The 26,595-nt window shown below is 65.0% G+C and carries 28 protein-coding genes; 11 read left to right on the top strand and 17 right to left on the bottom strand.

Annotated elements, in window-relative coordinates:
* Nucleotides 1-113: 113 nt before the first annotated feature.
* From AC3A6R_RS24050 to AC3A6R_RS24015, 8 genes are all read right to left on the bottom strand, one after another.
* Nucleotides 114-458 carry a DUF421 domain-containing protein gene (locus AC3A6R_RS24050; RefSeq protein ID WP_487865826.1) on the bottom strand — a complete coding sequence of 115 codons (345 nt, stop codon included), beginning with the start codon at nucleotides 456-458 and terminating at the stop codon, nucleotides 114-116.
* A 131-nt stretch (nucleotides 459-589) separates the two neighbouring features.
* Nucleotides 590-907 carry a helix-turn-helix domain-containing protein gene (locus tag AC3A6R_RS24045; protein ID WP_487863053.1) on the bottom strand — a complete coding sequence of 106 codons (318 nt, stop codon included), beginning with the start codon at nucleotides 905-907 and terminating at the stop codon, nucleotides 590-592.
* A 379-nt stretch (nucleotides 908-1,286) separates the two neighbouring features.
* Complete coding sequence (bamE, locus tag AC3A6R_RS24040; protein WP_487863052.1) at nucleotides 1,287-1,739, bottom strand: outer membrane protein assembly factor BamE domain-containing protein; 453 nt, start codon at nucleotides 1,737-1,739, stop codon at nucleotides 1,287-1,289.
* Nucleotides 1,740-1,775: 36 nt separating this feature from the next.
* On the bottom strand, nucleotides 1,776-3,005 hold the full coding sequence (locus AC3A6R_RS24035) for a beta-barrel domain-containing protein (RefSeq protein WP_487863051.1): 1,230 nt from the start codon (nucleotides 3,003-3,005) through the stop codon (nucleotides 1,776-1,778).
* Nucleotides 3,002-5,194 carry a type I secretion system permease/ATPase gene (locus tag AC3A6R_RS24030; RefSeq protein ID WP_487865827.1) on the bottom strand — a complete coding sequence of 731 codons (2,193 nt, stop codon included), beginning with the start codon at nucleotides 5,192-5,194 and terminating at the stop codon, nucleotides 3,002-3,004. The genes AC3A6R_RS24035 and AC3A6R_RS24030 overlap by 4 nt, the downstream gene beginning before the upstream one ends.
* A 92-nt stretch (nucleotides 5,195-5,286) precedes the next feature.
* Nucleotides 5,287-6,759, bottom strand: coding sequence for a TolC family outer membrane protein (locus AC3A6R_RS24025; RefSeq protein WP_487865825.1), 1,473 nt, complete (start codon nucleotides 6,757-6,759; stop codon nucleotides 5,287-5,289).
* A gap of 98 nt (nucleotides 6,760-6,857) precedes the next feature.
* On the bottom strand, nucleotides 6,858-12,707 hold the full coding sequence (locus AC3A6R_RS24020; RefSeq protein ID WP_487865824.1) for a tandem-95 repeat protein: 5,850 nt from the start codon (nucleotides 12,705-12,707) through the stop codon (nucleotides 6,858-6,860).
* A gap of 1,940 nt (nucleotides 12,708-14,647) precedes the next feature.
* Nucleotides 14,648-15,022, bottom strand: a complete 375-nt coding sequence (locus AC3A6R_RS24015; RefSeq protein ID WP_487865823.1) for a DUF4440 domain-containing protein — start codon at nucleotides 15,020-15,022, stop codon at nucleotides 14,648-14,650.
* Nucleotides 15,023-15,320: 298 nt separating this feature from the next.
* Here AC3A6R_RS24015 and cml point away from each other — a divergent pair, with 298 nt between their 5' ends.
* The 3 genes from cml to AC3A6R_RS24000 all read left to right on the top strand — a co-directional run bounded on the left by cml (nucleotide 15,321) and on the right by AC3A6R_RS24000 (nucleotide 18,268).
* On the top strand, nucleotides 15,321-16,520 hold the full coding sequence (gene cml, locus AC3A6R_RS24010; protein WP_487865822.1) for a CmlA/FloR family chloramphenicol efflux MFS transporter: 1,200 nt from the start codon (nucleotides 15,321-15,323) through the stop codon (nucleotides 16,518-16,520).
* A 196-nt stretch (nucleotides 16,521-16,716) separates the two neighbouring features.
* On the top strand, nucleotides 16,717-17,229 hold the full coding sequence (locus AC3A6R_RS24005; RefSeq protein ID WP_487862913.1) for a hypothetical protein: 513 nt from the start codon (nucleotides 16,717-16,719) through the stop codon (nucleotides 17,227-17,229).
* Nucleotides 17,230-17,299: 70 nt separating this feature from the next.
* Entirely contained in the window at nucleotides 17,300-18,268 is a 969-nt protein-coding gene (locus tag AC3A6R_RS24000) for an AraC family transcriptional regulator (RefSeq protein ID WP_487862914.1), read from the top strand.
* Here AC3A6R_RS24000 and AC3A6R_RS23995 read toward each other — a convergent pair.
* The 3 genes from AC3A6R_RS23995 to AC3A6R_RS23985 all read right to left on the bottom strand — a co-directional run bounded on the left by AC3A6R_RS23995 (nucleotide 18,265) and on the right by AC3A6R_RS23985 (nucleotide 20,007).
* Entirely contained in the window at nucleotides 18,265-18,531 is a 267-nt protein-coding gene (locus AC3A6R_RS23995) for a hypothetical protein (RefSeq protein ID WP_487865821.1), read from the bottom strand. The two genes, AC3A6R_RS24000 and AC3A6R_RS23995, sit on opposite strands and share 4 nt — an antisense overlap.
* Before the next feature lie 114 nt (nucleotides 18,532-18,645).
* Nucleotides 18,646-19,143: a carboxymuconolactone decarboxylase family protein gene (locus AC3A6R_RS23990; protein WP_487865820.1), complete on the bottom strand. Its 498-nt coding sequence runs from the start codon at nucleotides 19,141-19,143 to the stop codon at nucleotides 18,646-18,648.
* A gap of 24 nt (nucleotides 19,144-19,167) precedes the next feature.
* Nucleotides 19,168-20,007, bottom strand: a complete 840-nt coding sequence (locus AC3A6R_RS23985) for an oxidoreductase (RefSeq protein WP_487865819.1) — start codon at nucleotides 20,005-20,007, stop codon at nucleotides 19,168-19,170.
* 184 nt (nucleotides 20,008-20,191) lie between these two features.
* On the opposite strand from AC3A6R_RS23985, the gene AC3A6R_RS23980 reads away from it, so the two are divergent.
* Nucleotides 20,192-20,380 carry a hypothetical protein gene (locus AC3A6R_RS23980; RefSeq protein ID WP_487865818.1) on the top strand — a complete coding sequence of 63 codons (189 nt, stop codon included), beginning with the start codon at nucleotides 20,192-20,194 and terminating at the stop codon, nucleotides 20,378-20,380.
* A 94-nt stretch (nucleotides 20,381-20,474) separates the two neighbouring features.
* Here the strand turns inward: AC3A6R_RS23980 and AC3A6R_RS23975 are convergent, their stop codons facing one another.
* Together AC3A6R_RS23975 and AC3A6R_RS23970 are read right to left on the bottom strand one after the other, a co-directional pair.
* Nucleotides 20,475-21,134 carry an ATPase gene (locus AC3A6R_RS23975; protein WP_487865817.1) on the bottom strand — a complete coding sequence of 220 codons (660 nt, stop codon included), beginning with the start codon at nucleotides 21,132-21,134 and terminating at the stop codon, nucleotides 20,475-20,477.
* Nucleotides 21,134-21,502 (bottom strand): hypothetical protein, encoded by a 369-nt coding sequence (locus tag AC3A6R_RS23970; RefSeq protein WP_487865816.1) that lies wholly within the window; start codon nucleotides 21,500-21,502, stop codon nucleotides 21,134-21,136. Before AC3A6R_RS23970 ends, AC3A6R_RS23975 begins: the two co-directional genes overlap by 1 nt.
* Here AC3A6R_RS23970 and AC3A6R_RS23965 point away from each other — a divergent pair.
* The 3 genes from AC3A6R_RS23965 (at nucleotide 21,489) to AC3A6R_RS23955 (ending at nucleotide 22,628) form a co-directional block, all read left to right on the top strand.
* A complete protein-coding gene (locus tag AC3A6R_RS23965; RefSeq protein ID WP_487865815.1) occupies nucleotides 21,489-21,662 on the top strand; it encodes a hypothetical protein in 174 nt (57 codons plus the stop codon). The genes AC3A6R_RS23970 and AC3A6R_RS23965 overlap by 14 nt on opposite strands.
* 85 nt (nucleotides 21,663-21,747) lie before the next feature.
* Nucleotides 21,748-22,275: a hypothetical protein gene (locus AC3A6R_RS23960; protein ID WP_487865814.1), complete on the top strand. Its 528-nt coding sequence runs from the start codon at nucleotides 21,748-21,750 to the stop codon at nucleotides 22,273-22,275.
* 92 nt (nucleotides 22,276-22,367) lie between these two features.
* Nucleotides 22,368-22,628 carry a hypothetical protein gene (locus AC3A6R_RS23955; protein WP_487865813.1) on the top strand — a complete coding sequence of 87 codons (261 nt, stop codon included), beginning with the start codon at nucleotides 22,368-22,370 and terminating at the stop codon, nucleotides 22,626-22,628.
* 60 nt (nucleotides 22,629-22,688) lie between these two features.
* Here the strand turns inward: AC3A6R_RS23955 and AC3A6R_RS23950 are convergent, their stop codons facing one another.
* Together AC3A6R_RS23950 and AC3A6R_RS23945 are read right to left on the bottom strand one after the other, a co-directional pair.
* On the bottom strand, nucleotides 22,689-23,312 hold the full coding sequence (locus AC3A6R_RS23950; protein WP_487865812.1) for a DUF6985 domain-containing protein: 624 nt from the start codon (nucleotides 23,310-23,312) through the stop codon (nucleotides 22,689-22,691).
* Nucleotides 23,313-23,347: 35 nt separating this feature from the next.
* On the bottom strand, nucleotides 23,348-23,590 hold the full coding sequence (locus AC3A6R_RS23945; RefSeq protein WP_487865811.1) for a hypothetical protein: 243 nt from the start codon (nucleotides 23,588-23,590) through the stop codon (nucleotides 23,348-23,350).
* A gap of 246 nt (nucleotides 23,591-23,836) precedes the next feature.
* On the opposite strand from AC3A6R_RS23945, the gene AC3A6R_RS23940 reads away from it, so the two are divergent.
* Nucleotides 23,837-24,664 carry an HDOD domain-containing protein gene (locus AC3A6R_RS23940; protein WP_487865810.1) on the top strand — a complete coding sequence of 276 codons (828 nt, stop codon included), beginning with the start codon at nucleotides 23,837-23,839 and terminating at the stop codon, nucleotides 24,662-24,664.
* 20 nt (nucleotides 24,665-24,684) lie between these two features.
* Here the strand turns inward: AC3A6R_RS23940 and AC3A6R_RS23935 are convergent, their stop codons facing one another.
* Nucleotides 24,685-25,071 (bottom strand): response regulator, encoded by a 387-nt coding sequence (locus AC3A6R_RS23935; RefSeq protein ID WP_487865809.1) that lies wholly within the window; start codon nucleotides 25,069-25,071, stop codon nucleotides 24,685-24,687.
* 152 nt (nucleotides 25,072-25,223) lie between these two features.
* Entirely contained in the window at nucleotides 25,224-25,565 is a 342-nt protein-coding gene (locus AC3A6R_RS23930) for a hypothetical protein (RefSeq protein ID WP_487865808.1), read from the bottom strand.
* A gap of 121 nt (nucleotides 25,566-25,686) precedes the next feature.
* On the opposite strand from AC3A6R_RS23930, the gene AC3A6R_RS23925 reads away from it, so the two are divergent.
* The 3 genes from AC3A6R_RS23925 (at nucleotide 25,687) to AC3A6R_RS23915 (ending at nucleotide 26,595) form a co-directional block, all read left to right on the top strand.
* Entirely contained in the window at nucleotides 25,687-25,923 is a 237-nt protein-coding gene (locus AC3A6R_RS23925) for a hypothetical protein (RefSeq protein ID WP_487865807.1), read from the top strand.
* A gap of 90 nt (nucleotides 25,924-26,013) precedes the next feature.
* Nucleotides 26,014-26,298: a CopG family transcriptional regulator gene (locus AC3A6R_RS23920; protein ID WP_487865806.1), complete on the top strand. Its 285-nt coding sequence runs from the start codon at nucleotides 26,014-26,016 to the stop codon at nucleotides 26,296-26,298.
* Nucleotides 26,299-26,301: 3 nt separating this feature from the next.
* On the top strand, nucleotides 26,302-26,595 hold the full coding sequence (locus tag AC3A6R_RS23915; RefSeq protein WP_487862930.1) for a type II toxin-antitoxin system RelE/ParE family toxin: 294 nt from the start codon (nucleotides 26,302-26,304) through the stop codon (nucleotides 26,593-26,595).

Below are 26,595 nucleotides of genomic sequence, written 5' to 3'. Positions count from 1 at the left end.
TCGCTCTTGTGTCCCACCACCAGCCGGCGTTTGAGGTCTTCCAAATCGTCTGTCATTTACGTTCCCACGTTGCTCTATGTGGGAACGTAGGCTGTCAGGTCATAGCCTGCGGCTCAAGGACGTGGTTCGTTGACCGCATACCTCACGTCTCCGTCCGTCTCGAGTATCGCCAGGCGGATCTGCCCCAGATGCTCGACGCCGCGTTGGCGAAGCTCCATGAATAGTTCAGATGAAGACATGTTCAGGCCATCGAGGGAATCCAGTCTGTAGAGTCCATCTTCGATAACGGTGATGGGCCTTCCGTCCATCCACCCCTCAATCCGTTTGCTGCGGGTCATCGCAAACGTTGTTATGCGGTACAGCCCCAGGAGCGTCAGGAACACCACGGCGACCGGAATAACAGGTACATCGTCATAAAACGACACCTCGCCTGCTGCAGAACCCAAAGTGAGGATCACGACCAGCTCGAACAGCGAGAGCTGTCTGATCCCTCGCCGTCCACTGAACTTCAGAAATAGAAAGACGGCGGTATACGAAAGAAGGTGCGCAGGGCGACTTCTGGGGGTCAGTTCAAATCCGGGGCGATTCACTAAGCCCAAGTCAGCGGTTGTACCGTCAGCCTGTAACCACTCCCGCGCGTCCGAAGCAACGTGAATTCATTTTCGCCGCCGAGGCTCAAGCGCGAACGGATTTGTGACACGCACGCAAAAAGCGCACGCGAGCGGTTTGCGGCTCGCGAACGTGCCCAGTGCAGCTCCAAAAGAGTCTCGTGGGAGACGGTCCTTTCGAGATTGCAGAAGATCGTGAGGGCGACGTCGAACTGGCGCGGATGAAGGTGAATACTCTGGCCCTTCGCGAAAACGAGATTGCTGCCGTCCAGAGAAAAGTCGTAGTGCCCCCAGGACACCACCGGTCTCGGGTCGGGCTCTAGCGTTCCGGCGTCAGAGCGCCTTGCCGCAGAGTGTTGCCCACAGACATCCGGAAGACGCAGGAGCCTCGCGCTCGCGAGCGTACGAGCGTGTCGAATGGGTATCTCCACGATGTCCCTATGTGAGCAGCAATACGGCCGTCTTCTCGCGCGACGTCGAGCAAGATGCGGAGGATCAGGCGCTCGAAGCACTTGAGGCGCTTCAGCGTCACGACCAGACCTCAGGCGTTGGCCTATCCCAAGGACGCGTGCCTTGTCAAAGCCTAAGCGCCCGGAGTGGGATATCTCGGACGTTCTCTGTCAAGAGGCATGCAGGCAACCCTGCAGTGCCCGCATCAAGCGCGATGAACGCCGGGGTTCAATTGGCGGGTGCCTTGGACACCAGGTCCAGGCACTGCTGACGGCGCCAGACGGTCTCCCGGACTGCCTTCTTTCCCTCGTCGAACACGACTTTGTATTGGCACACGAGGTAGTTGCTGGATTGCGGCAGCCGGAACTTGAAGTTGTAGTCCCATTCCGGACCGCGCGGCCCCTGCGCGTCGCGCAGCGGTTGTCCGAGCAGGCTTTGAACTTGAGCCGCTGCCACACCGGCTGTGATCCGTCGGAATGCCGCCGGCTGTGTCACCACGCCGTCGCGCAGGAAGGGCTCGCGGAAGTCAGGGCGGCGCGCATCCACATCCCGATACTCGAGCTTGTTCGGATTGCTGACCGGATCGACGGGATTCTCCCGTGCAAGGGCAGAAGACGCGCCAGCGGCCAGCGCGAGGCTCAGCACGAGGCGGGACACGTGATTGGTTCGGAAAGACTTCATGGGAAGGGTCCTCATTGGAAGGGGGTTGCAGATGAATCAACGCTCCCGCAGCGCTTCTCGCGCGCGGTTCAGCGGTTTGGTCAGGTAGTCCCAGACGGTTTTCTGGCCGGTCTGGATGTCGGCCGTGGCGACCATCCCTGGCACGATCGGGAAGCGCTTGCCGCTCTTGCTGACCAGCGCGTCCGAGTCGGTACGCACCAGCACAGGGTAGTAGACGACCTCCGGCTTGACCTCGTCGCGCAGGGTGTCCGGCGCGATGTTCACGACCTTGCCGTCCAGGCCGCCGTAGATCGAGTAGTCGTAGGCAGTGATCTTCACCAGCGCGCCCTGGTCGGGATGAATGAAGGCGATGTCGCGCGGCGAGATGCGCACCTCGACCAGCAGTTGGTCGTCCAGCGGTACCAGCGTCATCAACGAACCGTTGGGCGGCACCACGCCGCCGATCGTGGTGACGTCCAGGCTCTTGACGATTCCGCGCACGGGCGACTGCAGTGTCAGGCGATCCAGCATGTCGGCCCGCCCTCGGACCACGGAGGACAGCGACTTGACCTCGGCATCCGCCTTGGCCAGCTCCTCGCGGCTGCGCACCATGTAGCTGGAACGCGCTTCGGCAATCTTGAGCTCGAGTTCGGCGCCCTGGCGCTGCAGGCGGATCAACTCGACATTGCTGGCCGCGCCACTCGCGACCAGGGAGCGGGTGATCTCCAGCTCTCGGCGCACCAGACCGAGCGCTTGGCTCAGGCCGCCCACGGTCTCCGCGAGGCCTGAACGGCGCGAGCGGAACAGGGCCGCTTCCGAGGAGGTCAACTGCGGCCAATCCTGAAGTTCAGCCGAAAACTTGATCTCGCCCTGTCCGTTGACTTCCGCGCGCAGGCGCGCACTGCTGGCGAGCGCCGCGCGGTAACGCGCCGCGGACTCTTCGACGTTCGACTCGCCGCGGGTGGGATCGAGCTGGGCCAGCACTTCGCCCTTCTCGACGATCTGCCCTTCGCGCACGCGCAGTTCGGTCAGGATCCCGCCTTCGAGGGACTGGATGCGCTGCTCGCGCGAGCTGGGAATCACCTTGCCCGTGCCACTGGATACCTCGTCGATCTGGAAGTACCAGGCCCAGGCGAAGAACGCCGCCAGGAGCAGCGCTACCAGCCACACGACCCGCCCGGACTTGCTGGCGCGGACTTCATCGTAGTCGTCCAGATTCGGAAGGCCCGCGGCGCGCGGCGCATGATCCACGGCGCCCTGAGGCCTGATCGTCAGACCTGCACTCATGATGCATCGCTCCCTGGTTGTTCGTCCTGCTTTCGCGGTGGCTGGCTTTGCACCTGCACACGATGGATGACCCGCGGCGACTCCGGCCTGGCCGCGGCGGTCGCTGAACTCGCGGGGGCGCCTTTGCGCAGTTGCGCAAGCACCTCGTCGCGCCCGCCGTCCATCACGATGACGCCGCGGTCCACCACGATGACCCGGTCGACAGCGTCCAGTACTGCGGGACGGTGGGTTGCCACGACGAGTGTCCGGCCGGGGGCAAGCGTACGCAAGGTCTTGAGCACATCTCGCTCCGACACTTCGTCCAGCATGGCGGTCGGCTCGTCGAGAAGCAGCACGCGAGGCTCTCTCAGAATCAGGCGCGCGAGAAGCAGGCTCTGCCGCTGCCCGCCGGACAGGCCGAGCCCGCCCTCTTGCACCGGATGGTCCATGCCCGCGGAGAGCTGACGCACGAAGGTCCATGCGCCCACGGCCTGCAACGCATCGATCAGCTCGGCGTCGGTGGCATGCGGTGCGCCCAGCGTGAGATTCTCCCGCAGCGTGCCATGGAAAAGCCGCGCGTTCTGCGTCAGCAGGGCCACGTCGCGGCGCACGTCGGCGGGGTCGATGTGCGACAGGGCCACGCGGTCCAGCAGGACCATGCCGGCCTTGGGCTCGAGCAGACCCGACAGCGCCTGCAGCAGCGTGGACTTGCCCGCGCCGTTGCGCCCCAGTATGGCGATGCGCTCGCCCGCACGGATGTTCAGCGCCTTGACACTGAGCGCCTGCGTACGACCATCATGGGTGAACGCAGCCTCGCGGAACTCGTACTCGCCCTGCAGGGCCGGGCGATGGATGCGCGTGCTGTCGGGCGCATGGTCCACCGGCAAGTGCATCAACTGATCCAGGCCCTGGCTCGCGACACGCGCCTGCTGCCACCGGTTGAGCACCTGGGTCACGCCCGCCAGCGGTGCGAGCATGCGGCTCACCAGGATGGAGGCGGCCACCAGCACGCCTGTGCTCATCTCGCCGGCAATCACCATCGGGGCGCCGAAGAAGATCACCACGGCGAAGGCGCCTCCCTGCACCGTTTGCAGCCAGTTGTTCAGGCCATTGAGCAGTGCGCGCAGCTTCAAGCCCGATTCCGCATTGATGGCGTTGTAGTGGTTCCATTGGTTCTGGAAGCGGGGTTCCGCCTGGAGCACCTTGATGTCCTCGATTCCCTGCACCGCCTCGACCAGCATCGCATTGCGCAGCGACGCCTCGCGCATGCTGGCCTGTGCGAGCTCGCGCAACCTGCGCTGGGCCAGCAGGCTCGGCAGCAGCAACAGCACGAACGCCGCCAGCGGCACCAGCACCAGCGGGCCGGCGATGAACCAGAACACGACACTGAACAGCAGGAAGAATGGCAGGTCCGCCGCTGCCGTGATCGTGGTGGAAGTAAGCATTTCGCGCACCGGCTCCAGCTCCCTGACCTGCGAGACGAAGGTACCGGTCGCACGCGGGCGAGCGGTGTTCCTGACCCGCAGCGCGTGACCGAATACGCGGTCCGAGATGCGCAGGTCGGCGCGCTTTCCAAGCACATCGGTGATGCGCATGCGCGCACCGCGCATCATCGATGCGAAGAGCAAAGACAGCAGAACACCACCGAACAACACCCAGAGCGTTGGCTCGGACTGTGCCGGCACGACGCGGTCGTAGACCTGCATGGAGAACAGCACGCCACCCAGGGCCATCAGGTTCGTGACGAACGACGCAATCAGAATGTGCGCGAAGGGCCGCAGGTCCGCCAGCACGATGCGGCGCAGCCAGTGGCGCTCGACCGGCTTGATATAGCCGTCCACGCGCGAATCCGGTGCGGACTGGATCGGACGAAGCACGGCGAGCGCCTGCACATGGGGCTGGAGCTCCTCGACGGTGCGCGTGCTTTCTGCGCCCTGGTCTCCGCAAAAGGCCAGACGCAGCCCGTCGGCCGTGATGGCCGTGACCACCGCCACCTGGTCACCGTCGAGCTGAACGACCACCGGGAGGCGCCAGGGACTGAGTGCATCGAGGCGAGGCTCCACGTGGCGCAGCGCGAGCCCGGCCTGCTGCGCCATCTGACGCACGCTCTCCTCCAGCGTCAAGCTGCTGTTCCAGTCGGTGGCGACGCGGATGCGTTCGGGCGATGCGTCCAGCTGGTAGTGCGCGGCCACGGCCAGCACGGCGTCCATCCAGCCATGCGCGAGGCCGGAGAGACCGCGCGGGGTCGCGGCCTGCGAGGCCTCGACTTCCTCGTTGTTCCCGGTTTGCGAGACGGTGGCGTTCATCGCATGCTCCCAGCGGCGCTGGCGCGCAGATCGTCGATGCCGAATATCGCGCGCAACTGACCGGTCTGGTAGAGGCACTGCACCGCGAGACGCTGCAGCTCGTGCGCGCTTTCGGCCTGCTCGAAACGCACCGCGTGGTACTCCTGCTCGGCGTTGAGCAAGTCCAGGAGCGAGCGCGTGCCCAGCTGCAGGTACTGCTGCTTGTACAGGTCGCGCGTGGAACGGATGCTGTCGACCCGCGCGGCCAGCACCGGCAGGCGCTGGACCTGGCCTTGCGACTGAGCAAGCGCATCCTCCAGCGCCTGGCGCGCAGCCAGCTCTGCCTGGGCTCGCGCTGCATCTGCCGCGCTCAGCGCGTAAGCGGCGGCGCGCTTGCGCGACTGGTTGCCTCCGCCCTCGTAGAGCGGCGCCGAAAAATTCAAGCCGACGGTGGTGTTCAGGCCGTTTTCGCCGGGCAGGCGCGAGCGGGCATCCAGGCCGCGCCCGACCGACCCATCGAGCGACAGCGTGGGCAACAGCTGCGCCTCGGCAGCGCGAAGGTCCGCCTTGGCGATCTCGCGCTGAGCATCGGCCAGCTGCACAGCGGGCGGGTTGACCGGTTGCGTGCCCATGCCCGCCCGACAGGCCCCGTCGAGCGCAGCCGGAGGGGTATCGGTGATGTCGACAGGCGAGCGAGAGCCCGTGAGGTGCATCAGATTGACGCGCCAGCGGGCGAGCTGCGCATCGGCAGTCAGCTGCTGAGCACGCGCGGCCTCCACGCGAGACTGGGCCTGGACCACATCCGAGCGCGAACTCGCGCCTTGGCGGGCGCGCTCGAACACCAGATCGGTCAGCGCCTGAACCCCACGGATTTGATCGCGTGCGATCTCGCCCAACTCCTTCTGGCGGTGGATCTCGATCCACGAGAACGCCGTCTCGCGCGCCACCTCGTCCGCGGACAGCTGGGACTGTGCCTTCGTGGCGGCGACCGATGCCTCCGCCTGGTCCACCGCACTCGCGACCTTGCCGAAGTCGTAGAGCACTTGCGATACGGAAAGCTCGATTGTGTTCAGGCGCCGGCTCTCATAGGAGCCGATGTTGCGATTGCTCAGCTGCGAATTGATGCCACCCCGTACTTGGGGGTAGTAGCCTGCGCGCGCCGTCTCGATGCCTTCGGTCGCCTGGAGGATCTGCTGCGCGGTCGTCCGAACACTGGGGTGCCATTCGACTGCAGCACGCATGGCCTGGGGCAGGCTCAACCGGGCGGACTGCACCGCGCCGCCCGACACTGGCGGGTGGCCGGGTGAGGTTGGCGTGGCCTGGGTCTGCGCCCGTACCACGCCTGCGAGCGCCAGCAGGCAAACCACGACCGCTGCAGGAGCAGTCGCATGCTTGCGCGGAGCGCCGGTAATAGAAAGAAGCATGGAATAAGAATGGAAAAAGGAATCGGGACGATTGCCTTGCGCGATGGCGAACAGACCGGCAAGCACGCAAGGCTCCCACCTGTCGAGCGGGTGCCCTGACAGGTGGAATCCGCCACCAGCGGCTAGCGCCGCCGTGGAGGAACGCCGCGCTTCTTCATGCGCCGTTAGGCGTACATCGCTGCAGCATGGTGCAGTTCGTCGTCCAGCGCGCTGGCAACCGGTGCAACGAAGGTCTGCGAATCTCCGCTGCCCGATCCCGCGTCGGTCGCAGCGTGTGCCTCCGTGGTCGTGTGCAGCGGCGGGAAGGCAGCATTGAGCAAGCCCTCGAAGGACGATCCGGAACTGTCGCCGGAACTCAGCAGGTCCGTCTTCCAATTGGCGTCGTCCCTCTGGCCCGCGTTGTCCGGCGCTTCGAGGGCGTCCACCGCCTGCAGCCCCAGGGAGTCCGTGGCCGCGAAACTGAAGACGGAGACTGGCGGACTGCCGAACGTGATGTTCAGCGTCTGGGTCGCCGTGTTGCTCACGTCGCCATCTCGGTCCGTGACCTCGTAGGTGATGGTTTCGGAGTAGTTGGCCGGCATCGCCTGATAGTTGAACTCGCCCGTCTCGAACTCCACGAACAGCGTCCCACCTGCCTCTGTGGTTACCGTCACCGTTTTGGCAGTTGAATCGAAGACGTAGTCGGGTGCGCTTCCATCCGGCGTCACGGTCAGGTTGCCGGTCACAGTGTCGTAGGTGTAGACATCGCCGTCGACTGTCATGGTCGAGACGTAGCCTCCGTCGCCCCCGAACCCTTGACCCTCTCCGAGGCCGCCAGTCAGCAAGTTGCCCACGGCCGGTGGACTGATCGTTCCTTGAAGCACATCGTCGAGTTCGCTTGTGTTGCTGATGATCAGACCGTTCTTGTCGGTTCCGTCCAGACCCGTGCTCCCGTCGAACGCGATCGGATCGACCTGTGCGGCGTGACCAGCGTTGAGGCTGTTGCCGATGCCGATCGCGTACGAATTGATGTCCCGATCTGCCAGGAACGCGCTCCAGGTCGCCTCCCGATCCGGCGTGATTCCCGCGCCGTTGTTGGGTTCGCCGTCCGTGAAGAAATACGAGACGTTCTGGACGTCAGGCCCGACCAACTTGCCAGCGGAATCGAAGCCGTTGGCACCCATGGCGGCCTGCAGGGCGGACCAGTAGTTGGTCGTTCCATTGGAGGACAGCGCATTGATCGTCGAGATCGCCGTTCCCGCGTCCATCCAGTTTGCGTAGGCCTGGCCGCTGGTGCTGAAGGTCACCAGCTTGACCATCACGTCGCCATAGTCGTCGTAGCCTTCGATAAGGTTCTGGATGGCTTCCTTGGCACGCTGTAGCCGAGTGGGCGTCTCATTGGCCATGCTGCCCGAGAGATCCAGCACCACCATCAGATTCGTCTGCAGTGGCTCGACGTTCACGGAAGTCTGACCGTCGCCGAGCACCGGCGCGTCATCTTGCACACTGATGTTGAAGCTCGCCGGCGCGCTGTTGTTCACGCCATCGGCGACTGCGGCCGTGAAGGCGAGCGACAGCGCGTCCTCTCCGCTTGCCGGGTGGTCCATCGGACCCGTCAAGGTCGCGGTATAGGTCGCAGAAAAGTTGCCCGGCGTCGTCTGGCTCACCGAACCCACCTGCACCGTCATGATCGAGGTCACGACCCCGCCGATCACCGCGCTGCCGGTCAGCGTGCTGGAAGCGGCATCCCAGTTCCATGTCACGGGCTGCCCTTGCGCAGTGATGCCGGCGGGGCCGCCGAGCGACACGACAAGATCGGCAGGCGCGGTGCCCGCGTCGTCGACGATCGAGAGAGTACCGTGGGTCACGGCGGAGTGGTCCAAGCCCGCGTAGATGCCGCCGGGCAGGGCATCCTCGTAGACCGGGCCTGCAGAAGTAGCGCTCAATGCCGGCGCTTCGTTGACGTCCTGCTCCGAGAGCGTGACGGTGATGTCCCTCGTGCCGCCGGCGCCATCGCTGGCCTGCACGGTCAACGCGTGGACGTTGGGGCCTGCCTCGTAGTTGTTGGCCTGCGCACTCACGCCCGCCGCAGTCAGGGTGATGCGACCATCGGCGTCGATGGCATACCACCCGTTTTCGTTGCCCGCCGTGATGGCGTAGGTCGCCGAAGGGCCGTCCACGTCCGTCGTCCTGACGACACCCAGAACGTCTGCTTCCGTGCTGTTTTCGTTGTACGAGAACGAATAGCTGCCCGTCGGGTTGTTGTCGTCGCCGATGAACACAGGCGCATCGTTGACTGGGTTGATCGTCACGTCCACCGTGCTGGTGGCCGTGCCGCCATTGCCGTCGCTAACGACGACGGTGAAGCTGTCGCTGCCGTTGAAGTTCGCACCCGGTGTGTACGTGTAGGTTCCGTCCGGATTGACGACGACGGTGCCGTTGGCGGGCGGCGCGCCCGCCACGTAGCTCAGGCTGTCGCCGTCCAGGTCGACGCCAGTCACCTGTCCGTTGACGGGCGTGTCCTCGGGCGTGGTCAGCGTGTAGTTCGGAACGGTGGGCGCATCGTTGGTCGGGCTGACCGTCACTTCCACCGTGCTGGTGGCCGTGCCGCCGTTGCCGTCGCTAACGACGACGGTGAAGCTGTCGCTGCCGTTGAAGTTCGCACCCGGTGTGTACGTGTAGGTTCCGTCCGGATTGACAACGACGATGCCGTTGGCGGGCGGCGCGCCCGCCACGTAGCTCAGGCTGTCGCCGTCCAGGTCGACGCCAGTCACCTGGCCGTTGACGGGCGTGTCCTCGGGCGTGGTCAGCGTGTAGTTCGGAACGGTGGGCGCGTCGTTGGTCGGGCTGATCGTCACTTCCACCGTGCTGGTCACCGTGCCGCCGTTGCCGTCATCGACGACAACGGTGAAGGTGTCCGTGCCGTTGAAGTTCGCACCCGGTGTGTACGTGTAGGTTCCGTCCGGATTGACAACGACGGTGCCGTTGGCGGGCGGCGTGCCCACCACGTAGCTCAGGCTGTCGCCATCCAGGTCGACGCCTGTCACCTGGCCCGCGACGGGCGTGTCCTCGGGCGTGGTCAACGTGTAGTTCGGAACGGTGGGCGCATCGTTGGTCGGGCTGACCGTCACGTCCACCGTGCTGGTGGCCGTGCCGCCGTTGCCGTCATCGACGACGACAGTGAAGCTGTCCGTGCCGTTGAAGTTCGTGCCAGGCGTGTACGTGTAGGTGCCGTCAGCATTGACGACCACGGTGCCGTTGGCGGGCGGCGTGCCCACCACGTAGCTCAGGCTGTCGCCGTCCAGATCGACACCCGTCACCTGGCCCGCAACGGGCGTGTCCTCAGGCGTGGTCAGCGTGTAATTCGGAACGGTGGGCGCATCGTTGACCGGATTGATCGTCACGCTCACCGTGCTCGTGGCCGTGCCGCCGTTGCCGTCATCGACGACGACGGTGAAGCTGTCGGTGCCATTGAAGTTCGCACCGGGCATGTACGTATAGGTACCGTCGGCATTGATGACCACGGTGCCGCTCACCGGTGGCGTGCCAACCGAATAACCCAGGCTGTCGCCGTCGAGGTCGACGCCGGTCACCTGTCCGTTGACGGGCGTGTCCTCGGGCGTGGTCAGCGTGTAGTTCGGAACGGTGGGCGCATCGTTGGTCGGGCTGACCGTCACTTCCACCGTGCTGGTCACCGTGCCGCCGTTGCCGTCGCTAACGACGACGGTGAAGCTGTCGCTGCCGTTGAAGTTCGCACCCGGTGTGTACGTGTAGGTTCCGTCCGGATTGACAACGACGGTGCCGTTGGCGGGCGGCGCGCCCGCCACGTAGCTCAGGCTGTCGCCGTCCAGGTCGACGCCGGTCACCTGGCCATTGACGGGCGTGTCCTCGGGCGTGGTCAGCGTGTAGTTCGGAACGGTGGGCGCATCGTTGGTCGGGCTGACCGTCACGTCCACCGTGCTGGTGGCCGTGCCGCCGTTGCCGTCATCGACGACAACGGTGAAGGTGTCCGTGCCGTTGAAGTTCGCACCCGGTGTGTACGTGTAGGTTCCGTCCGGATTGACGGTCAAGGCGCCGTTGGCGGGCGGCGTGCCCACCACGTAGCTCAGGTCGTCGCCGTCCAGGTCGACACCGGTCACCCGGCCCGCGACGGGCGTGTCCTCGGGCGTGGTCAGCGTGTAGTTCGGAACGGTGGGCACATCGTTGGTCGGGCTGACCGTCACGTCCACCGTGCTGGTGGCCGTGCCGCCGTTGCCGTCGCTAACGACGACGGTGAAGCTGTCGCTGCCGTTGAAGTTCGCACCGGGCGTGTATGTGTAGGTTCCGTCCGGATTGACGGTCAAGGCGCCGTTGGCCGGCGGCGTGCCCACCACGTAGCTCAGGTCGTCGCCGTCCAGGTCGACGCCGGTCACCCGGCCCGCGACGGGCGTGTCCTCGGGCGTGGTCAGCATGTAGTTCGGAACGGTGGGCGCATCGTTGGTCGGGCTGACCGTCACTTCCACCGTGCTGGTCACCGTGCCGCCGTTGCCGTCATCGACGACAACGGTGAAGGTGTCCGTGCCGTTGAAGTTCGCACCCGGTGTGTACGTGTAGGTTCCGTCCGGATTGACGGTCAAGGCGCCGTTGGCCGGCGGCGTGCCCACCACGTAGCTCAGGTCGTCGCCGTCCAGGTCGACGCCAGTCACCTGTCCGTTGACGGGCGTGTCCTCGGGCGTGGTCAGCGTGTAGTTCGGAACGGTGGGCGCATCGTTGGTCGGGCTGACCGTCACTTCCACCGTGCTGGTGGCCGTGCCGCCGTTGCCGTCGCTAACGACGACGGTGAAGCTGTCGCTGCCGTTGAAGTTCGCACCCGGTGTGTACGTGTAGGTTCCGTCCGGATTGACAACGACGATGCCGTTGGCGGGCGGCGCGCCCGCCACGTAGCTCAGGCTGTCGCCGTCCAGGTCGACGCCGGTCACCTGGCCGTTGACAGGCGTGTCCTCGGGCGTGGTCAGCGTGTAGTTCGGAACGGTGGGCGCATCGTTGGTCGGGCTGACCGTTACTTCCACCGTGCTGATGGCCGTGCCGCCATTGCCGTCATCGACGACAACAGTGAAGGTGTCGGTGCCATTGAAGTTCTCACCCGGTGTGTACGTGTAGGTTCCGTCCGGATTGACAACGACGGTGCCGTTGGCGGGCGGCGTGCCCACCACGTAGCTCAGGCTGTCGCCATCCAGGTCGACGCCTGTCACCTGGCCCGCGACGGGCGTGTCCTCGGGCGTGGTCAGCGTGTAGTTCGGAAGAGTCGGTTCGTTGTTCGGCTGCACCGTCACGTCCACCGTGCTGGTGGTCGTGCCGCCCCGGCCATCGGTGATGACGACAGTGAAGCTGTCCGGACCGTCGTATCCGGCTTCGGGCGTGTACGTGTACTCCCCCGTCTCTGGATCGATCACCACCGTGCCATGCGCTGGCGGCTCCCCCAGCACATAGGTCAGCGTGTCCCCATCCGGGTCACGAGCGACCACCTGGCCGTTCCCGCTGTGACCCGCACGCACTGCGATCGGATCGGCTTCGCCCGTGGGCGCCCTGTTCAAAGGTGGCGGCGCAACCGGAGGAAGGGAGAACCCTCCACCTCCTCCACCACCACCCGCGGCAGCCGCCGCCCCGATGCCGAGCAGCCCCAGCCCTGCGATGAGCCAGCCAGGCAGCCCTTCCGACGCCGCGGCCACGGGCACGCCGTCGAGCCATTCGATCTCGGTGAAGTGGAACTCGGACCAAGGTCCGGTGTACTGACCCCACCAAAGGACGCCTGCTGCATCCTCCAAGACGAGGTCGTTACGGCCCCCTTGCGCATACTCATTGAAGAAGCCCTGAAGGACCGTGGCGCTACCGTCGCGCATGGCCAGGACCAAGTCGCTGCCGCGACGCTCGAACCTGACGACGCTTTCCGGTGCAATCTTCAGGTGAATGACAGAAGGTTTGTCGAGAGAGAGTGCCTCGACGCGCGTGTCGACGACCGCGCCACCATCCTTGGGAACAACTTGAATTTGGTTCATCTTTTGAGTGGAAATGAGTCGGGGCAGCAGTACTCCGACTTCTGGACGAGAAGATCAACCAACCGGTTGATCCTGGGACGATACAAATGCTACACGGCTATTGATTCAATGCACTTCATTTGCAACTTGAAAGAACGCAAATGTAGACAAACGTGAAATATTTGGCAGCCTTTTCGCCAGTTTTACAGTCCGCGGCGTCAAAGCGTTGTGCTGCTGAAACTCATCAGTCGTCGCAACTGCTACTAAAGTTCGGTGACACCTTTTTTAATGTGGCGGGTCGACGAATGTGTGCTTGCAGTTTCGGTACAGCGGACGTACCGGATGTTGCAACTATCCGCCAATTGTTTCCTGTGTAATTCCTGACCTTTTATGACCGTTTATGACCATTTATGCCGGATATTCACCGCCAAGGCCCGCAGGCACTAATTCAAAGATTGCAGTGGAAATTCCGCGAAGGACTGCGGTCGGTCGGTTCCATCTGGATTTGATTGCCGGGGTAGATTACTTGGCGCATTGCAGGAAGCTCAATTCGCTCCGCGGTGCGATGGGCCCCGAAGGATCAGGCCCCATCGAGCGCAGGCCCCGGCCCGCAGCGAGCGCTGTGCCGGGGTAGACGACACCCGGCACGCGGCGACACCTGCGACCGGGATCGAGGCGGTGAAAGTGCAGGCGCCGGAGACGCTTTTGCGCAACGTCGGACCCCGGGCCTCGACGGGCAACAGGTGGCTACCGCCTGCGTGCGCTAAATTTTTCGACCCGTTCCGCAGCGGCTAAAGAAAAACCTGTCTGCTTTGAGGAAAGCGCTGCTCAGTGCGCAGCCGTTGTGCCGGCAACGGCAGATGCTGGACGGGCATCGCGACCTTCACGGTGTACAGGCAATTGGTAACCCCGCGTCGCGAAGGCAATTTGCGCTGCATCACGCCCCAGGCGGCCAGTATTCAGTGGGTAGAGCAGGACGGCCAAGCCGGCGACCCACTCTCGATCGATCTCCCTACCGCAGAGCCTGCAGAATTCGCCTATGAATTCTCGCCACCATGTCTCTCGGGCGGAGAGCGAGTTGTTGCGTACTTTGCTTGGTTTGGAAGGTCCCACGTGAACGATGCGAGCGAGGGTGGCCATTGCGTCTTTTTTTAGGGTTGAACGTTGGCGAATTAGACGCTGAGCGCGGCTCTTTGGATAGCGCCGGACGTCGGCCGAGCCACCGTCCGCGTCCGAAACGCACAACCGTCGCGGCAGATGCGGAAACGTCTCATGCGGGTAGGGCAAGGCAGCCCCATGGTTCATCTGGCTCACCGAGAGGCCAGGCCCAATTGGGGAGCCGTCGTCATCTTCTCTGTGCGTGCGAAGGCCGACTCGCTTGTCGGCGGCGTAGCCAATCAACGCGCTGGTGCGCCCGCGTTCAGGGCTTCGATCCGGCTGAGAGCGACTCTCCTACGCCCCCGGAGCCGGCGAGCCTGCCTGCCGCCTCGCTTGCCGTCCCCCAGGCGTCATTGAAGGCTCGGGCGCCGAGGCTTGGCCGGGCGTGCGTGCAAACCAACGAAAGGCGATGCGATTGCTCTGTCGATACCACCGCCTGAAGAGATACCCGTCAGCGACTTCGCCGTGGTCATTCACAGGCACGCCAGCGGCACGCAATGCCAAGACCTCCTCCGTACCGTCGAAGTGGGCAGGCAGGATCACCGTGACGGTCGCGCTGTGCGTGTTCGGAGTTCGTCGCATCCATGGTTCCTTTTCTAGATTCGCGACATCGCTGGAAGTTGTCCTGGCGGGGCAGGTACCCCGCCATCGTGCCGCGCTTCGCGAACCTAAAAGGTCACTCGATCCAGGTCTGTAGGACGATGTGAAACACAGTGGATGCAACGCCGAAAATGCGGGAATACATCACAGAAATCTTCGCCGCGCTCGGAACAGGCATTGCGCTGTAATCCACAGACGGCGGTTCAAGCATTGACCTGCACGGGGGTCTGCTGGTGATGGACCAGTTTCCAGGCGCCACCACTGGATGCGTACGAGGAACTGCACAGCGCGCGATATTGCGCTTCCTTGCGCTTCGCAAGCGCGCGGTAGACCAGCACCACCACCACCCCGGAACCTGCACGCAGGATCCGTCGTTCGCTGATGGACACGTCGACCCAGCGTGGCGCGGCCTCCACCGCGGCGAGAACCTCCTTGCCCATCAGCACGCCGGTGGGGTCTGGAAAGACCATGGCGGCATCGTCGCGCATGTCGCGACGATATGCCTCGATGCCCTGAAGCCAGAAGGCCTCTTCCATGCGCCATAGCGTCAGATCGTCATCGGCGGTGTTGTCGTTCATGAGCGTCTCCTGTTCAACGGATGCGGGACAAGACGGGCGGCGGCATACGAGCCATGCTGCGCACGCTTTCCCCGCCGGTGCCTACGCTACCATTGCACTCGAACGCGCTCGACGGGCTCCGTCGGGCCCTCGTTGATCAACAGGTCCCATCTCGAAGGAACGCCCGTGGGAGACAGCAAGTCCGCAGACCGCTGAGCCGCAACAGCCCTTGTCGTTGTTGCGGCGATCTACCCTGATTCAGTGATTCACCAGAAGGCAGGTCGCCGCCAGATTTCTTCATCTGTGCGGACTACTTGCCATGCCTGACAAATCCACGCCCCTCTGGGCGTACTCCCTGCCTTCGGCACTCTTGCTGATGGCCCCCTTCGACCTTCTCGCCTCGCTGGCCATGGACGTGTATCTGCCGGTCATTCCGCAGATGCCGGCGGCGCTCGGCACGTCGCCGGCGATGGTCCAGCTCACGCTGAGCGTCTACATGGTCGTGCTCGGCCTGGGACAGGTGCTCTTCGGTCCCTTGTCGGATCGCATCGGCCGACGCCCGGTGGTCCTGGGCGGTGCGCTCCTCTTTGCCGTGTCATCCTTCGCGCTGGCGATGACCAGCAGCGGGCCGTCCTTCCTCGCGCTGCGCGTCCTCCAGGCACTCGGCGCATCGGCCGCGCTGGTGGCCACTTTCGCGACGGTCCGCGACGTCTACGCCGACAGCCCGCACAGCGGTGTGATCTACGGCCTCTTCGGTTCGATGCTGGCCTTCGTGCCTGCGCTCGGCCCCATGCTCGGCGCCCTCGTCGCCGTCGGGCTCGGCTGGCGCGCGATCTTTACGATGCTCGGCATCCTCGGATTGCTCGCATTCGGCCACGCACTGCCCAGATGGCACGAAACGCGCCCGCACCGCAGGCCAGGAGAGCGCCGCGTGCTTCGCTCCATCCTCGCAAGCGCATCGTTCTGGATCCACACGCTCGGCTTCAGCACGGCAATGGGGGCGTTCTTCGTGTTTTTCTCCACCGCGCCGCGGGTGCTGATGGAGCGGCTGGGCCTCTCCCAGCTCGCGTTCAGCGCCGTCTTCGCCACGGTGGCCCTGGTGATGATCTTGACGACGCGCTTCGCGCGAACTTTCGTGTCGCGCTGGGGAATCGCTGGCAGCCTCATGCGCGGCTTGTGCGTCATCGTGGCGGGCGCATGCATTCTCGGCGCATGCACGCGCGCAGCCGAACCCTCGGTGCTGACATTCGTGCTTCCCATGTGGCTGATCGCCGTGGGCATCGTTTTCGTGGTGTCGGTCACGGCCAACGGCGCGTTGCAGGACTTCAGCCACGCCGCGGGCACGGCCGTTGCGCTCTATTACTGCATTCAGAGCTTGATCGTTGGGGGCCTCGGCACCACCGCGGCGGTCGTGCTTCCCGGCGACAGCGCGTGGCCCCTGATCGCCTATTGCCTGACGCTGGCCACCGCAACCTTCCTTGCGATGGCGATCGACCGGCTGGCGAGGCATGAGCGGTGAGCGTGTTCTGAGCGTTCCCAGGACGACGGAGTGCATGCGCGCCGTGCCAGGCGCAGGGCATCGCTCGTCCGGCCGAATCGCCGGCCGCGCCGATGCCCGACACCACCATCAGAAATGGCCGACGTCACCTCGACAGCGCGTGCCTAAGCTGGGCTTTCCGTTCGCCGATCCGGCGGACCTTTCCAAGGAGCTGAACATGTCGGATTCCAAGATCACCGATGAGAAAACCAAGAAGGCCGCAACAGGCGTGGGCGCTGCCGTCGGCGGAGCAGCAGGCGGCGTCGCGGGCGGTATGGCCGCCGGAGCGGCGATCGGCGGCATGACCGGGCCGGTGGGCGCTGCGGTCGGTGCCGCGGCCGGTGCGGCCGTCGGCGCGCTCACCGGACGCGGGGTCGCGGCAACGGCCGACCCGGACCTCGAGGAAAGCTACTGGCGCGACAACTACACGACGCGACCCTACGTGGCCAATGGCCACAGCTACGACGACTACGGCCCGGCCTACCGCTACGGCGCCGAGGCGTACAACCGCCATCCGGGCCGGGCCTTCGACGATGTGGAGAGCGATCTCGGGCGAGACTGGGACACATCGCGCGGCAAGTCGAACCTGCAGTGGGAGCATGCCAAGCATGCCTCGCGCGACGCCTGGCAGCGCGTGAGCGACACGCTGGAGCGCGCCATTCCGGGCGACTCCGACCGGGACGGTCGCTGAGCGGCGGGCCGGTCCGGCCTGATCGGCGGGCCGTCGTCACGCGAGCGGATGCCTGATGTAACGTACACGGATGGCATCACAGGGACTCGAACCTTTTCCCGTCGCAGCCGCGGGGTCTGCAGCAACGCACCTCGGCCCCTCCGCGCCGCGCGCCGGCCGGATCGGCGAGCTCGCGCGCCTGCTCTCGCGGCATGCGCCGCAGGACGGCGTCTGCGCCACGCCGATTCCGCGCGTGTCGGCGATCCGGCTGTCCGCACCCGGCGACGAGCTGATCCACGCGCTGCATCCGCCGTCGGTTTGCATCATTGCGCAGGGCGCCAAGCGCGTGATGCTGCGCGACGAGGTCTACACCTATGACGCCTCGCGCTTCCTGGTCTTCTCGACGGACCTGCCTGTCAGCGCCCAGGTCGTGCACGCGAAGTTCGACGCGCCCTACCTCTGCTTTCGGCTCGACTTCGATCCGACCGAAGTGTCGGAGCTCGTGATGCAGCTCGGCACCTCCGCGATGCCGCGGGCGGCCACGGCACGCGGGCTGTTCCTCAACAACGTGAGCGACGACATGCTCGATGCGGCGATCCGCATCATGCGACTGCTCGATTCACCCGAGGACGCGGCCATGCTCGCGCCGTTGGCGCTTCGGGAGCTCGTCTACCGTCTGCTGCGCAGCGAGCAAGGGGAGCGGCTCGCGCAGGTGGCACGCGCCGACAGCCATGCCGCGCGCGTGATGCGTGCGGTCGCGTGGCTCAAGTCCAACTTCGCGGAGCCGCTGAAGGTCGAGGCGCTGGCGAGCGAATGCAGCATGAGCGCCTCGTCGCTGCACCACCACTTCAGGGCACTTACCTCGATGAGCCCGCTGCAGTATCAGAAGCAGCTGCGCCTGCAGGAGGCCCGCCGCCTGCTGCTGAGCGAACGCATGGAGGTCTCGCAGGCGGGCTTCAGCGTAGGCTACGAAAGCGCCTCGCAGTTCAGCCGCGAGTACAGCAGGCTCTTCGGCGTGCCGCCGTCGAAGGATGTCTCCCGCCTGCGCGCATTGGCCTAGAACTGCCCCTGCCCGTCGCCAGTGCGGTCATGAACCCATCGCATCGCCTGCTGCTCTGCGTGCCGGGTTGCCTCTGCCTCGGAGCCATACACGATCTCATCCGTATCGTTCGGCAGTTGTGTCTCTTCCTCGTCCGCGGGCGTGCGGACAACGACCACGACCGGGCGGTAGCCGCCGGGTGCGGGCTCGGCGCGAAGCTCGAAGCGGAATCCGCGGTATTCGAGGGAGTGGCCGTCGGAAACGGGTGTGCTGTTGTCTGTCATTGGTGCTGTGCCTGAGGAGTTCGCGGAAATCTTGCACGACCTTCCCAGCGGCTGCTGCAGGCACTCGGAGGCGCCGCTTGAAGGACGGCGCGCCGCCGACGCCGTCCCCCCCGCTCAGCGCCGGCCCGCCTGCGGCACGGCCGCCGCGGCACTGCCGGCCAGCCCGCGCTCCTGCAGCGCCTGCGAGGCCTCGATCGCGCGCGGGAAGCCCGCGGGAACCGTGACGAGATAGACGATCTCCTTGAGCTCGTTGGCCGGCACGCCGGCGTCAAGCGCATAGCCTGCATGGATCTTGAAGAACGGCCGCAGGCCCAGCGCGGCGAAGGCCGCCATCGCCGACAGTTGCCGCGTACGGGCATCGAGCACCTTTCGATCCCAGACGCTGCCGAGCGCATAGCCGGCCGTGGCTTCGGCGAGGAACGGGAACTCCTGGCGCATCGCCTCGTAGGTCGGCTGCGGCTTGCCGCCGTTGAGCTCGAGCAGCATCTGCTCGCCGCGCGCGATGCGGGCATCGGTCGCACCCGGGTTCGCCTGCGCCGTCGCGCCGGCGAGAAACGCCATTGTGAAGAGGCACGCGGCCGCGAGGCATCGGGAATGGAATCGTCGTTGCATTGCAAATCTCCTGTGGTTCAGATCTCAGAACGCACCGTCGGTGGCGACCGACAGGCTGGCGAAGGCTTCGAGTTCGGCGCGCCGGCGCTCGAAGGCGCCACGCGCAAAACCAAGGGCGTCGGTGCCGGCGACGAAGTGCAGCGGCGGCTTGGCCATCGCCGCGAGCTCGGCCACGACGCGCCCCAGCTTCTCCGGGTCGCCCGGCTGCTTGTGGTTGTAGCTTTCGTAGGTGGCGCGCGCCGGCTCGCCGGGCGAGCCCCCGTAATCGGCGATACGGCGCGAGCCGTACTGCACCGAGCTCTTGTCGAGGAAGTCGGTGCGGAAGAAGCCCGGCTCGATGATGGTCACGCGAATGCCGAACGGCGCGACCTCCAGCGCAAGGGACTCCGAGAATCCCTCCACCGCGAACTTGGCTGCGCAATAGACGGACGAACCATCGAAGCCCATGAAGCCGCCGATCGACGACAGGTTCAGGATGTGGCCGCTGCGCTGGCGCCGCATCAGCGGCAGCACCGCGCGCGTCACGTGCATCAGGCCGAACACGTTGGTGTGGAATTGCCGTTCGACGTCCGCGCTGTCGATCTCCTCGAACAGCCCGAGCTGACCATAACCCGCGTTGTTCACCAGCACGTCGACGCGGCCGAAGCGCTGCTGCGCGGCCTCGGCGGCGGCCGCCGCGTCCTGCTCGCGCGCGGCGTCGAGCGGGAGGCAAGCCACTTGGTCGGCATGCGCGGCGTACACCTGCTGCAGCTGCTCCACGTTGCGCCCCGTCGCGACCACTCTGTCGCCGGCGGCGAGCGCCGCCTTCGCGATCTGTGCGCCGATTCCGCGACCCGCCCCCGTGATGAACCAGACCTTGCTCATTTCCAGCCTCCATGTTGCGGCGCAATGTGCGCCCGTTGAACATGGCCTTGATCCTAGGAAGCGCACCCCCGCAGCCCTTGCACGATCCTGGCGGGGACTTGCCCGATCCGACGTGCGTGCGTCGACCGCCGATCAAACTCGGAATACTGTGAATTCATACAGTATTTGCGGCATAATTCGGCGCATGGACCGACTCCCCGCCACCCTCTGGATCGCCGCCTGCGCCCACCGGCTGCAGCAGCAGTGGCACACCGTCGATGCGCGCGAGCTCGAGGATGTGGCACGCGACCTGTTCCGCGACGAGCAGCTGCGCGCCATGGACCCGGAGGCTGCAGCCGTGCAGTGGCTCAGGCCGATCACCGAAGCCGCCTAGTTTTTCGCTGGACCGGTATCGCCTGTCCTGAAACCCGATTTGCCGTTGCCTCGACGACTCCTTGTGCGTGCGGGGCTGTTGAAGCCGTGCGGCGTCAACGCTTTCCGCCCAGCCCTGTGCTGGGTTTTTTTTGGCCCGCCAGCGCCACGGCCATGATGGGCTTGGCCCATTGCGGCACCTGGCCGAGCGCGATGTGGGAGACCACGCGCCCGCCTTCCATGTGCAGCAGCAGCAATGGTTGCGGCCGCTGGCCGGCCTTGGGATCGCCTTCGGCACTGTTGTCGTAGACGCGCAGGCTCGCCAGGTGCGGCAGCAGCCGGACCAGGTTGGCGCGGCTCGTCTCGTAGCGTTCGCGGATCTTCGCTTCGGGAATGTCGTGTCCGCCCGCGGCCACCCGGGCCCGCACGCGCTGCAGATGAAGCTCCGGCGAGGCGAGCCCCGCGTACCAGAGATGGACCTGGGCGCCCTGCTCGGCGCCTTCGAGAAGCATCTGCGGGATCGTCCTCGCACCCAGCGTGGTTTCGAACGCGAAGTTCAGTTGCTGCGCCAGTGCCCGCTCGAGCCCCTGACGCCCAAGTTCCCAGGCCTGGGCATTCGCCGCCTCCGACGACAGGCTCGGGTCGGCCTCCCAGAGTTCGCGCGCGGTCAGGTCGGGGTTGAAGTAGTCCACCTTCTTCTGCAGCAGCGCAGCGCCGCCCACGCTGCTCTTGCCGGCGCCGTTGACGCCGGCCAGCACGAAGATGCGCGCGGGCATCAGCGTCGCGGTGCTGCTGCCTGCGCCACGGCTGCCTCGCCGAGTTCGGCCGGCGTCATCGCGAAGGCGTCGGCCATGGCCTGCGCGGCAGGCTCGCCCTGCATGCGCGCGAACATGTCGTCGAAGCGGGACGTGAGCGCCTCGAGGTTCGGCTCCGCGGCCTGCTCGAGCTTGAGATAGCGTTCCACCGACATCAGCACCATCGAGGGCTGCTCATGCCGCGTGATCACCACCGCCCCGCGCGCCATCACGGTGCTGGTCACGCTCTGCATGCCCGAAGCCAGCCGGGTGGCCGAAAACGAAGGCAGGTCGCGCGTCAGGCGCTCGATCTCGGCGGCAGATCGGACGGAAGCGGTGTTGACGGCCATGGCGGCTCCTGAAATACAGATATTCCCCATTTTACCCATTTTGGACATCTGGAAGGAGATCGCCCTGCGGCTGCGCGGCACTGGCACGGATCCCTTGATGAAAGCAGCGATCCCGCCCATGATTCCTTGGGAAAAGCCCGCACTTAAATCATCATGGTGAGAATTTGAACGCTGATTGGCTGATTGCTCCGCACAAGGGGATCGGACGTCTTGCTTTCGGGCTTTCGCGGGAAGCTGTCGCGTCAGTGGCATCCCTCTATGGAAAGCCGGGTCCGCTGAAATCCTATGCGGCCGTCGCGTCTGATGCGGAAGAAGTGATAGCCCAGTGCGGCGCAACCATGTCGGTAGAAACGATAGCCGCCATGAGGCTCGCAGCGCGGGAGGTAGCGAATCTCGCAACACAGAACTTGACCACGGGACAAACGCCGATCCTGCTCGAGTACCGGGATGGCGGTCTTGACGGGGTTACTGTCGAGGCCCGACACAGGGAGGCAAGTTTCGAGAGCCAGCTGGTTTTTGCACTCGATGCGCTGGAAGTGCTGCGCTTGTTCGAACGTGCGAACGGCGCTCCGGGCCGATATCGCTCCGAAGAGGCGGCCTTCGACAATATCGCGGTCTCGCTCTATCGCTTCAGCACGACGTCATCAAAGGGCGAGGTTTGCGCGAGCCCGGCGGCGGGCCCGGATTTCAGCGCACGTTCTGTGACGCTACGCAGCAAGCTTTACCGGCCAGCAGACGAGCTCGACGAGTTCATGACGTTTTCTTTCGACTAGAGGAAGACGTCGCGAACGTCTCGGTTGACGCCGGCATGCACCCCTGGCTACATTCCCCGAGAAGTTCCTGGAGAAGCCACTTGCCCAGAGATATGTACTTCGTGTTCGCTCTCGTCGCGATCGCCGTGCTCGCAGGCAATCTGATTGCAACGGTCACGATATGGCGCAGCGATTTTTACTCACCGCTGCAACGCAGGCTTCAGTTGGCTCTGGTGTGGCTGATTCCCGTGATCGGAGCTGCATGTTGCATCAGCTTCGCATCCCTCCACAAGCGCCCGATTCCCAGGTCCGACAAGAATTTCCCGGCGCCCGATTCCTTCCAGTTGCCCGGCGGTGAGGCCAACGGTTCCTGAATTCGGCGATCAGCTTGCCGTCCCTGGCCATCCCGCGCCTTGCCGTGCCGTAATGCGCCTTCACGGCGATTGCCGCTCTTCCGCATGCCGCGCAGCGATCCAGGACAGCGCGCCGACATCGGCGCCACCCTTTTCCACGACCTCGGTGCCTGCCATCGTCAGCCCATAACCATGCTCGTCCTCCCAGGCGCAGCTGAAGTCCAGACCCATATAGGGCCCGCCGGGGACGGGGTATAGATTGATGTTGTTGAGCCGAACCAAGGGCAGCAGCGTGGCCTCGTCCCAGTGCTCGGGGAGTCGGAACGCGTCGTCGGCCAGGACGGTCGAGTCCTCGATGGCGCGCAGAGAAGGCAGATCAGCCAGCATGGCGTCGAGCACCGCGCGGTAAAAGGCCGCATCGTTCTCGAGCAGCCACCGCGCTGCTTCAATCATCGTCGCATCGGGCGCGTCGCCGGATCCGTCGTCGTTCTCGAGATAAACCGTCACCTCGCCGGCTTCGGCGATGCGGTCGGGCCTGGCATAGCCTGGCAATGTCGCCAGTGCGGTTGCGCCGCGAAATCTCGCGATATGGGGCAAGGGCAAGGCTGTCACCCAGACACACGAGCTTCCCTTGGATCCATAGAGCGTTGGCAGACCCTGCACGTTCAGTGGAACATCGCTCGCGGAGATATGGGTGGTGTTCATGGTTCCAAGTTGCTCCATGTGGTCCAGTGTTGTTCTCAATCTTCGCCGGTTACGAAAATCTCAGAGCTTTCTGCAGGGCAACCGAGTTTTCTCTCGGCGATCCGCCAGAGCCAGACGATCGGAATGGCAGGGTCGCAGGCGGGTCGTTCGACCGAGTATGAGATCGATCGCTCGACCATGTCATGGGCATCGAGCCGTCCATCGAGTCTGATGCGGCAGAGAACCTCCGGCGAAGCTGCCTTGGTGAACCGGACACTGAAGTTGTACTGCCGCAACATCGTTCCTTTCTGTCGTATCCGAGAGAAGTTCTGACGGCTATCGAGCTACCGAAAGGTGGCCGCGAGGCGGCATTGCCACAATTCCATCGGCACCGCAATCCCGGAAACGCAGGAGACCGGCAGCGGCTGTTGCAGGAAACACGCACTTTAGCCGGCAAATGCAAGCCTGACAGGGCCTGATATCAACATGTAACCTTAAGTTTGCACGAAAATCTCGCAGCGAAAAAAACCAACATCGAGATCGCCATGACCCTGGACGAACTGTTCGCCGACGCCCACCTGCTACCCACGGTGCCGAAGGTAGTGTTCGATCTGATCGAACTCCTGCGCAGTGAAGACACCTCCATACCGACGGTGGCGCGCAAGCTCGAGCTCGACCAGGTGCTGAGCGCACGGGTGCTGAGGATGGTCAACTCCCCCTACTTCGGGCTGCGCCGCAAGATCGTCTCGATCCAGGACGCGATCCAGCTGCTGGGCTTCTCGGCGATTCGCTCGCTGGTCGTGAGTTCGGGTCTAAAGGGCACCTTCCAGAAGGTCGATGGGGTGAACCTGCCCGCCTTCTGGGCGCACAGCCTGCGCGTGGCGGCCGTCGCCCGCTACCTCGCTGGCAAGGCGCAACGCGTTGACCAGAACCTGGCTTTCACCGTGGGCAGCATGCATGCCATCGGGCACCTCATCATGGCGGGCGCCATGAAGAAAGAGATGGCCGAGCTCAACGCCTTGCACCCGTTCGATGTGATGGGCCGGCTCGAAGTGGAAAAGCAGAAGTTCGGCTTCCACTATGGCGACGTGGGCAGCCGGCTCGCCGCGGGCTGGGATTTCGCGCCCGAGTTCGTCAGCGCGCTCTCGTGCTTTGCCGATCCGCTGCAGGCCGCACAGGCCGACCCGCTCGCCAACGTGCTGCACCTCGCGGTCTGGCGCGTGGCGCTCGAGCGCGCCGGGCTTCACATCGCCGACGCGGCGCACGTCTGGCCGGCGCGCTCGGCCGATGCCATCGGCCTGTCGGAAGAGACGGTGCAAGCGATGCCGGCGCCGCGCGAACTCGCCTCCGACCTCGAATCGATGATCGCCTGACCGAGGCCCACCCCAGGTCTTCAGCTACCCAGCGACGCGATGCGCAAGCGAAGGCAGTGCGCGAAGAACGCGTCGAGTTCGGTCGACTTGTCGAACACCGCATCGGCGCCGAGCGCAAGGCAGCGGCAGCGCATCTCCGCAGTGGGGTAGTTCGTCAGCACCACCACGTATCGGCCGGCGGCGCGCCCCTGGCACGCACGCAGCACGGTCAGGCCGGAACCTTCCGCGAGGAAGAGGTCGACGATGGCAAGCTGCCACGCTGCATGTCGCTCGAGCGCAGTGATCGCCTCCTGCGCCGTCACGGCAGAGGCGAGCACCTGCACACCCGCAAGTTCTTCGAGCGCCGGAATCAGGTTGTTCCGGATGGTCTCACTGTCCTCGACGAGGATGGTGGCGAGTGGCTGCATACGCTTTCTTTGAATGAATGCGTCCTTGCCGGAGAGGAGACGCGAACCTGAGTCGACTCCTTTTTACGACGTGGGTTGTTCCGGGTTGTAGGCCGGCTCCTCCATGCACCGAAGGTGCAGAGGACCAGCGCCAGCCGCACGGGCGGCGAGGGTCAGCCTTCCGGGGACTTCTTCTGGAGTTCGGCGGCCAGCGTGTCGGCAACCTTCTCGAGCGCTTCGACCGATTTGGACAGCCGCTTTTCGATGCGCTCGGTCTGGACGATCGCACGGTCAACCTCGTCGGTACGTTCCACCTCCGGGATCTCCTTGTCGAGCACGGCATGAACAATGGCGAGTTCGTCCGCGGCCGTCTCGACGGCTTGCTTCACGTCCTTGCTCTTGTCCAGTGCGCGCTTGACGGGATGGGCGCGGGTCTCTTCTTGCGGATTCGGGTGTGGCATTCGGTATTCCTTCGGGTCCCCGTTGATCGTAAGCCGCACCGTCGGCTTCGGCATGCTTTTTACACCCCTGTCCACAGGGATGCGGCACCGGACAGACTCACTTGTATCCTTTCGTACACGGCTGTGCGCCTTCGGCCTACAACGGGCGGCCCGCCACCCACAACAATGCAACATCATGCAAGTGGAAGCCTTCGATCACGACCCGCAGGCGCTCGCCGCACAGGCGGCCGAATGGCGCCGCCGTGCGCTCAGGGGCGAGCGTCAGGCGCGCGGCATCGCCCACGCGCTCGAGGTGAAGGTGCGGCAGCTGCAGCGCGGCCACGCGCAGCCCGCCGACCTCGAACTCGACACACGCCCGCTCGCGCCGTGGGAACCCGACCGGCGCTGGTGGCGCCCCTGGCAGCGCAGCTGACGCCACCGCGCGGAGCAGCTCGCTTCGTGGGACGCCGTTTGCAGCACAAATGTGCTACATTGGCTTTTCAGCCGACATTCCGTGCCGACCATGTCCACCACCACCATCCGCATCGAAGACGCCTTCAAAGCGCGCATCGCCGCAGCCGCAGCGCGCGCCGGCAAGTCGTCGCATGCGTTCATCCTCGATGCACTCTCGGACACGGTGGAGCGCAGCGAACTCGACGATGAACTCCATCGGGTGGCGGACCACCACTGGGCAGCGCTGCAGAGAACCGGCGAGACGGTGCCCTGGGACGACGCAAAGGCCTACCTGCAAGCGCGTGCCAAGGGCGAAAAACCGCGCAAGCCGCAGCCCCGGGTGCCGGCGCCCTGAGGCATGCCCCGCATTGAATTGGCGCCTGGGGTCTTCGACGACCTCGAGCGAGTCATCGATCACATGCTGCGCCACGAGGCGGTGGACGTTCCGCAACGGGTCGACAAACTTCTCGAAACGATTCAGGTTTTGGCCCACAGTCCGCTGATTGGCAGGCCGGTCAAGGACGGCAAGCGAGAACTCGTCATCGGCAAGGGCGCGCGCGGCTATGTCGCGTTGTACCGGTACCTGGCCGACATCGACGTGGTGTTCATCCTGGCCGTGAGGGCACAGCGCGAGTCCGCGTTCAAGCACTGA

Source organism: Variovorax sp. Soil_C_19, from assembly GCF_057657255.1.
This window is presented reverse-complemented; position numbering and strand designations above follow the sequence as displayed.

Excerpts from the sequence above, each read along its gene's own strand:
- bamE (WP_487863052.1), bottom strand. The coding sequence starts at position 1,739 with ATGAAGTCTTTCCGAACCAATCACGTGTCCCGCCTCGTGCTGAGCCTC.
- AC3A6R_RS24035 (WP_487863051.1), bottom strand. The coding sequence starts at position 3,005 with ATGAGTGCAGGTCTGACGATCAGGCCTCAGGGCGCCGTGGATCATGCG.
- AC3A6R_RS24030 (WP_487865827.1), bottom strand. The coding sequence starts at position 5,194 with ATGGACGCCGTGCTGGCCGTGGCCGCGCACTACCAGCTGGACGCATCG.
- AC3A6R_RS24020 (WP_487865824.1), bottom strand. The coding sequence starts at position 12,707 with ATGAACCAAATTCAAGTTGTTCCCAAGGATGGTGGCGCGGTCGTCGAC.
- AC3A6R_RS24015 (WP_487865823.1), bottom strand. The coding sequence starts at position 15,022 with ATGAACGACAACACCGCCGATGACGATCTGACGCTATGGCGCATGGAA.
- cml (WP_487865822.1), top strand. The coding sequence starts at position 15,321 with ATGCCTGACAAATCCACGCCCCTCTGGGCGTACTCCCTGCCTTCGGCA.
- AC3A6R_RS24005 (WP_487862913.1), top strand. The coding sequence starts at position 16,717 with ATGTCGGATTCCAAGATCACCGATGAGAAAACCAAGAAGGCCGCAACA.
- AC3A6R_RS24000 (WP_487862914.1), top strand. The coding sequence starts at position 17,300 with ATGGCATCACAGGGACTCGAACCTTTTCCCGTCGCAGCCGCGGGGTCT.
- AC3A6R_RS23995 (WP_487865821.1), bottom strand. The coding sequence starts at position 18,531 with ATGACAGACAACAGCACACCCGTTTCCGACGGCCACTCCCTCGAATAC.
- AC3A6R_RS23990 (WP_487865820.1), bottom strand. The coding sequence starts at position 19,143 with ATGCAACGACGATTCCATTCCCGATGCCTCGCGGCCGCGTGCCTCTTC.
- AC3A6R_RS23985 (WP_487865819.1), bottom strand. The coding sequence starts at position 20,007 with ATGAGCAAGGTCTGGTTCATCACGGGGGCGGGTCGCGGAATCGGCGCA.
- AC3A6R_RS23980 (WP_487865818.1), top strand. The coding sequence starts at position 20,192 with ATGGACCGACTCCCCGCCACCCTCTGGATCGCCGCCTGCGCCCACCGG.
- AC3A6R_RS23975 (WP_487865817.1), bottom strand. The coding sequence starts at position 21,134 with ATGCCCGCGCGCATCTTCGTGCTGGCCGGCGTCAACGGCGCCGGCAAG.
- AC3A6R_RS23970 (WP_487865816.1), bottom strand. The coding sequence starts at position 21,502 with ATGGCCGTCAACACCGCTTCCGTCCGATCTGCCGCCGAGATCGAGCGC.
- AC3A6R_RS23955 (WP_487865813.1), top strand. The coding sequence starts at position 22,368 with ATGTACTTCGTGTTCGCTCTCGTCGCGATCGCCGTGCTCGCAGGCAAT.
- AC3A6R_RS23950 (WP_487865812.1), bottom strand. The coding sequence starts at position 23,312 with ATGAACACCACCCATATCTCCGCGAGCGATGTTCCACTGAACGTGCAG.
- AC3A6R_RS23945 (WP_487865811.1), bottom strand. The coding sequence starts at position 23,590 with ATGTTGCGGCAGTACAACTTCAGTGTCCGGTTCACCAAGGCAGCTTCG.
- AC3A6R_RS23940 (WP_487865810.1), top strand. The coding sequence starts at position 23,837 with ATGACCCTGGACGAACTGTTCGCCGACGCCCACCTGCTACCCACGGTG.
- AC3A6R_RS23935 (WP_487865809.1), bottom strand. The coding sequence starts at position 25,071 with ATGCAGCCACTCGCCACCATCCTCGTCGAGGACAGTGAGACCATCCGG.
- AC3A6R_RS23930 (WP_487865808.1), bottom strand. The coding sequence starts at position 25,565 with ATGCCGAAGCCGACGGTGCGGCTTACGATCAACGGGGACCCGAAGGAA.
- AC3A6R_RS23925 (WP_487865807.1), top strand. The coding sequence starts at position 25,687 with ATGCAAGTGGAAGCCTTCGATCACGACCCGCAGGCGCTCGCCGCACAG.
- AC3A6R_RS23920 (WP_487865806.1), top strand. The coding sequence starts at position 26,014 with ATGTCCACCACCACCATCCGCATCGAAGACGCCTTCAAAGCGCGCATC.
- AC3A6R_RS23915 (WP_487862930.1), top strand. The coding sequence starts at position 26,302 with ATGCCCCGCATTGAATTGGCGCCTGGGGTCTTCGACGACCTCGAGCGA.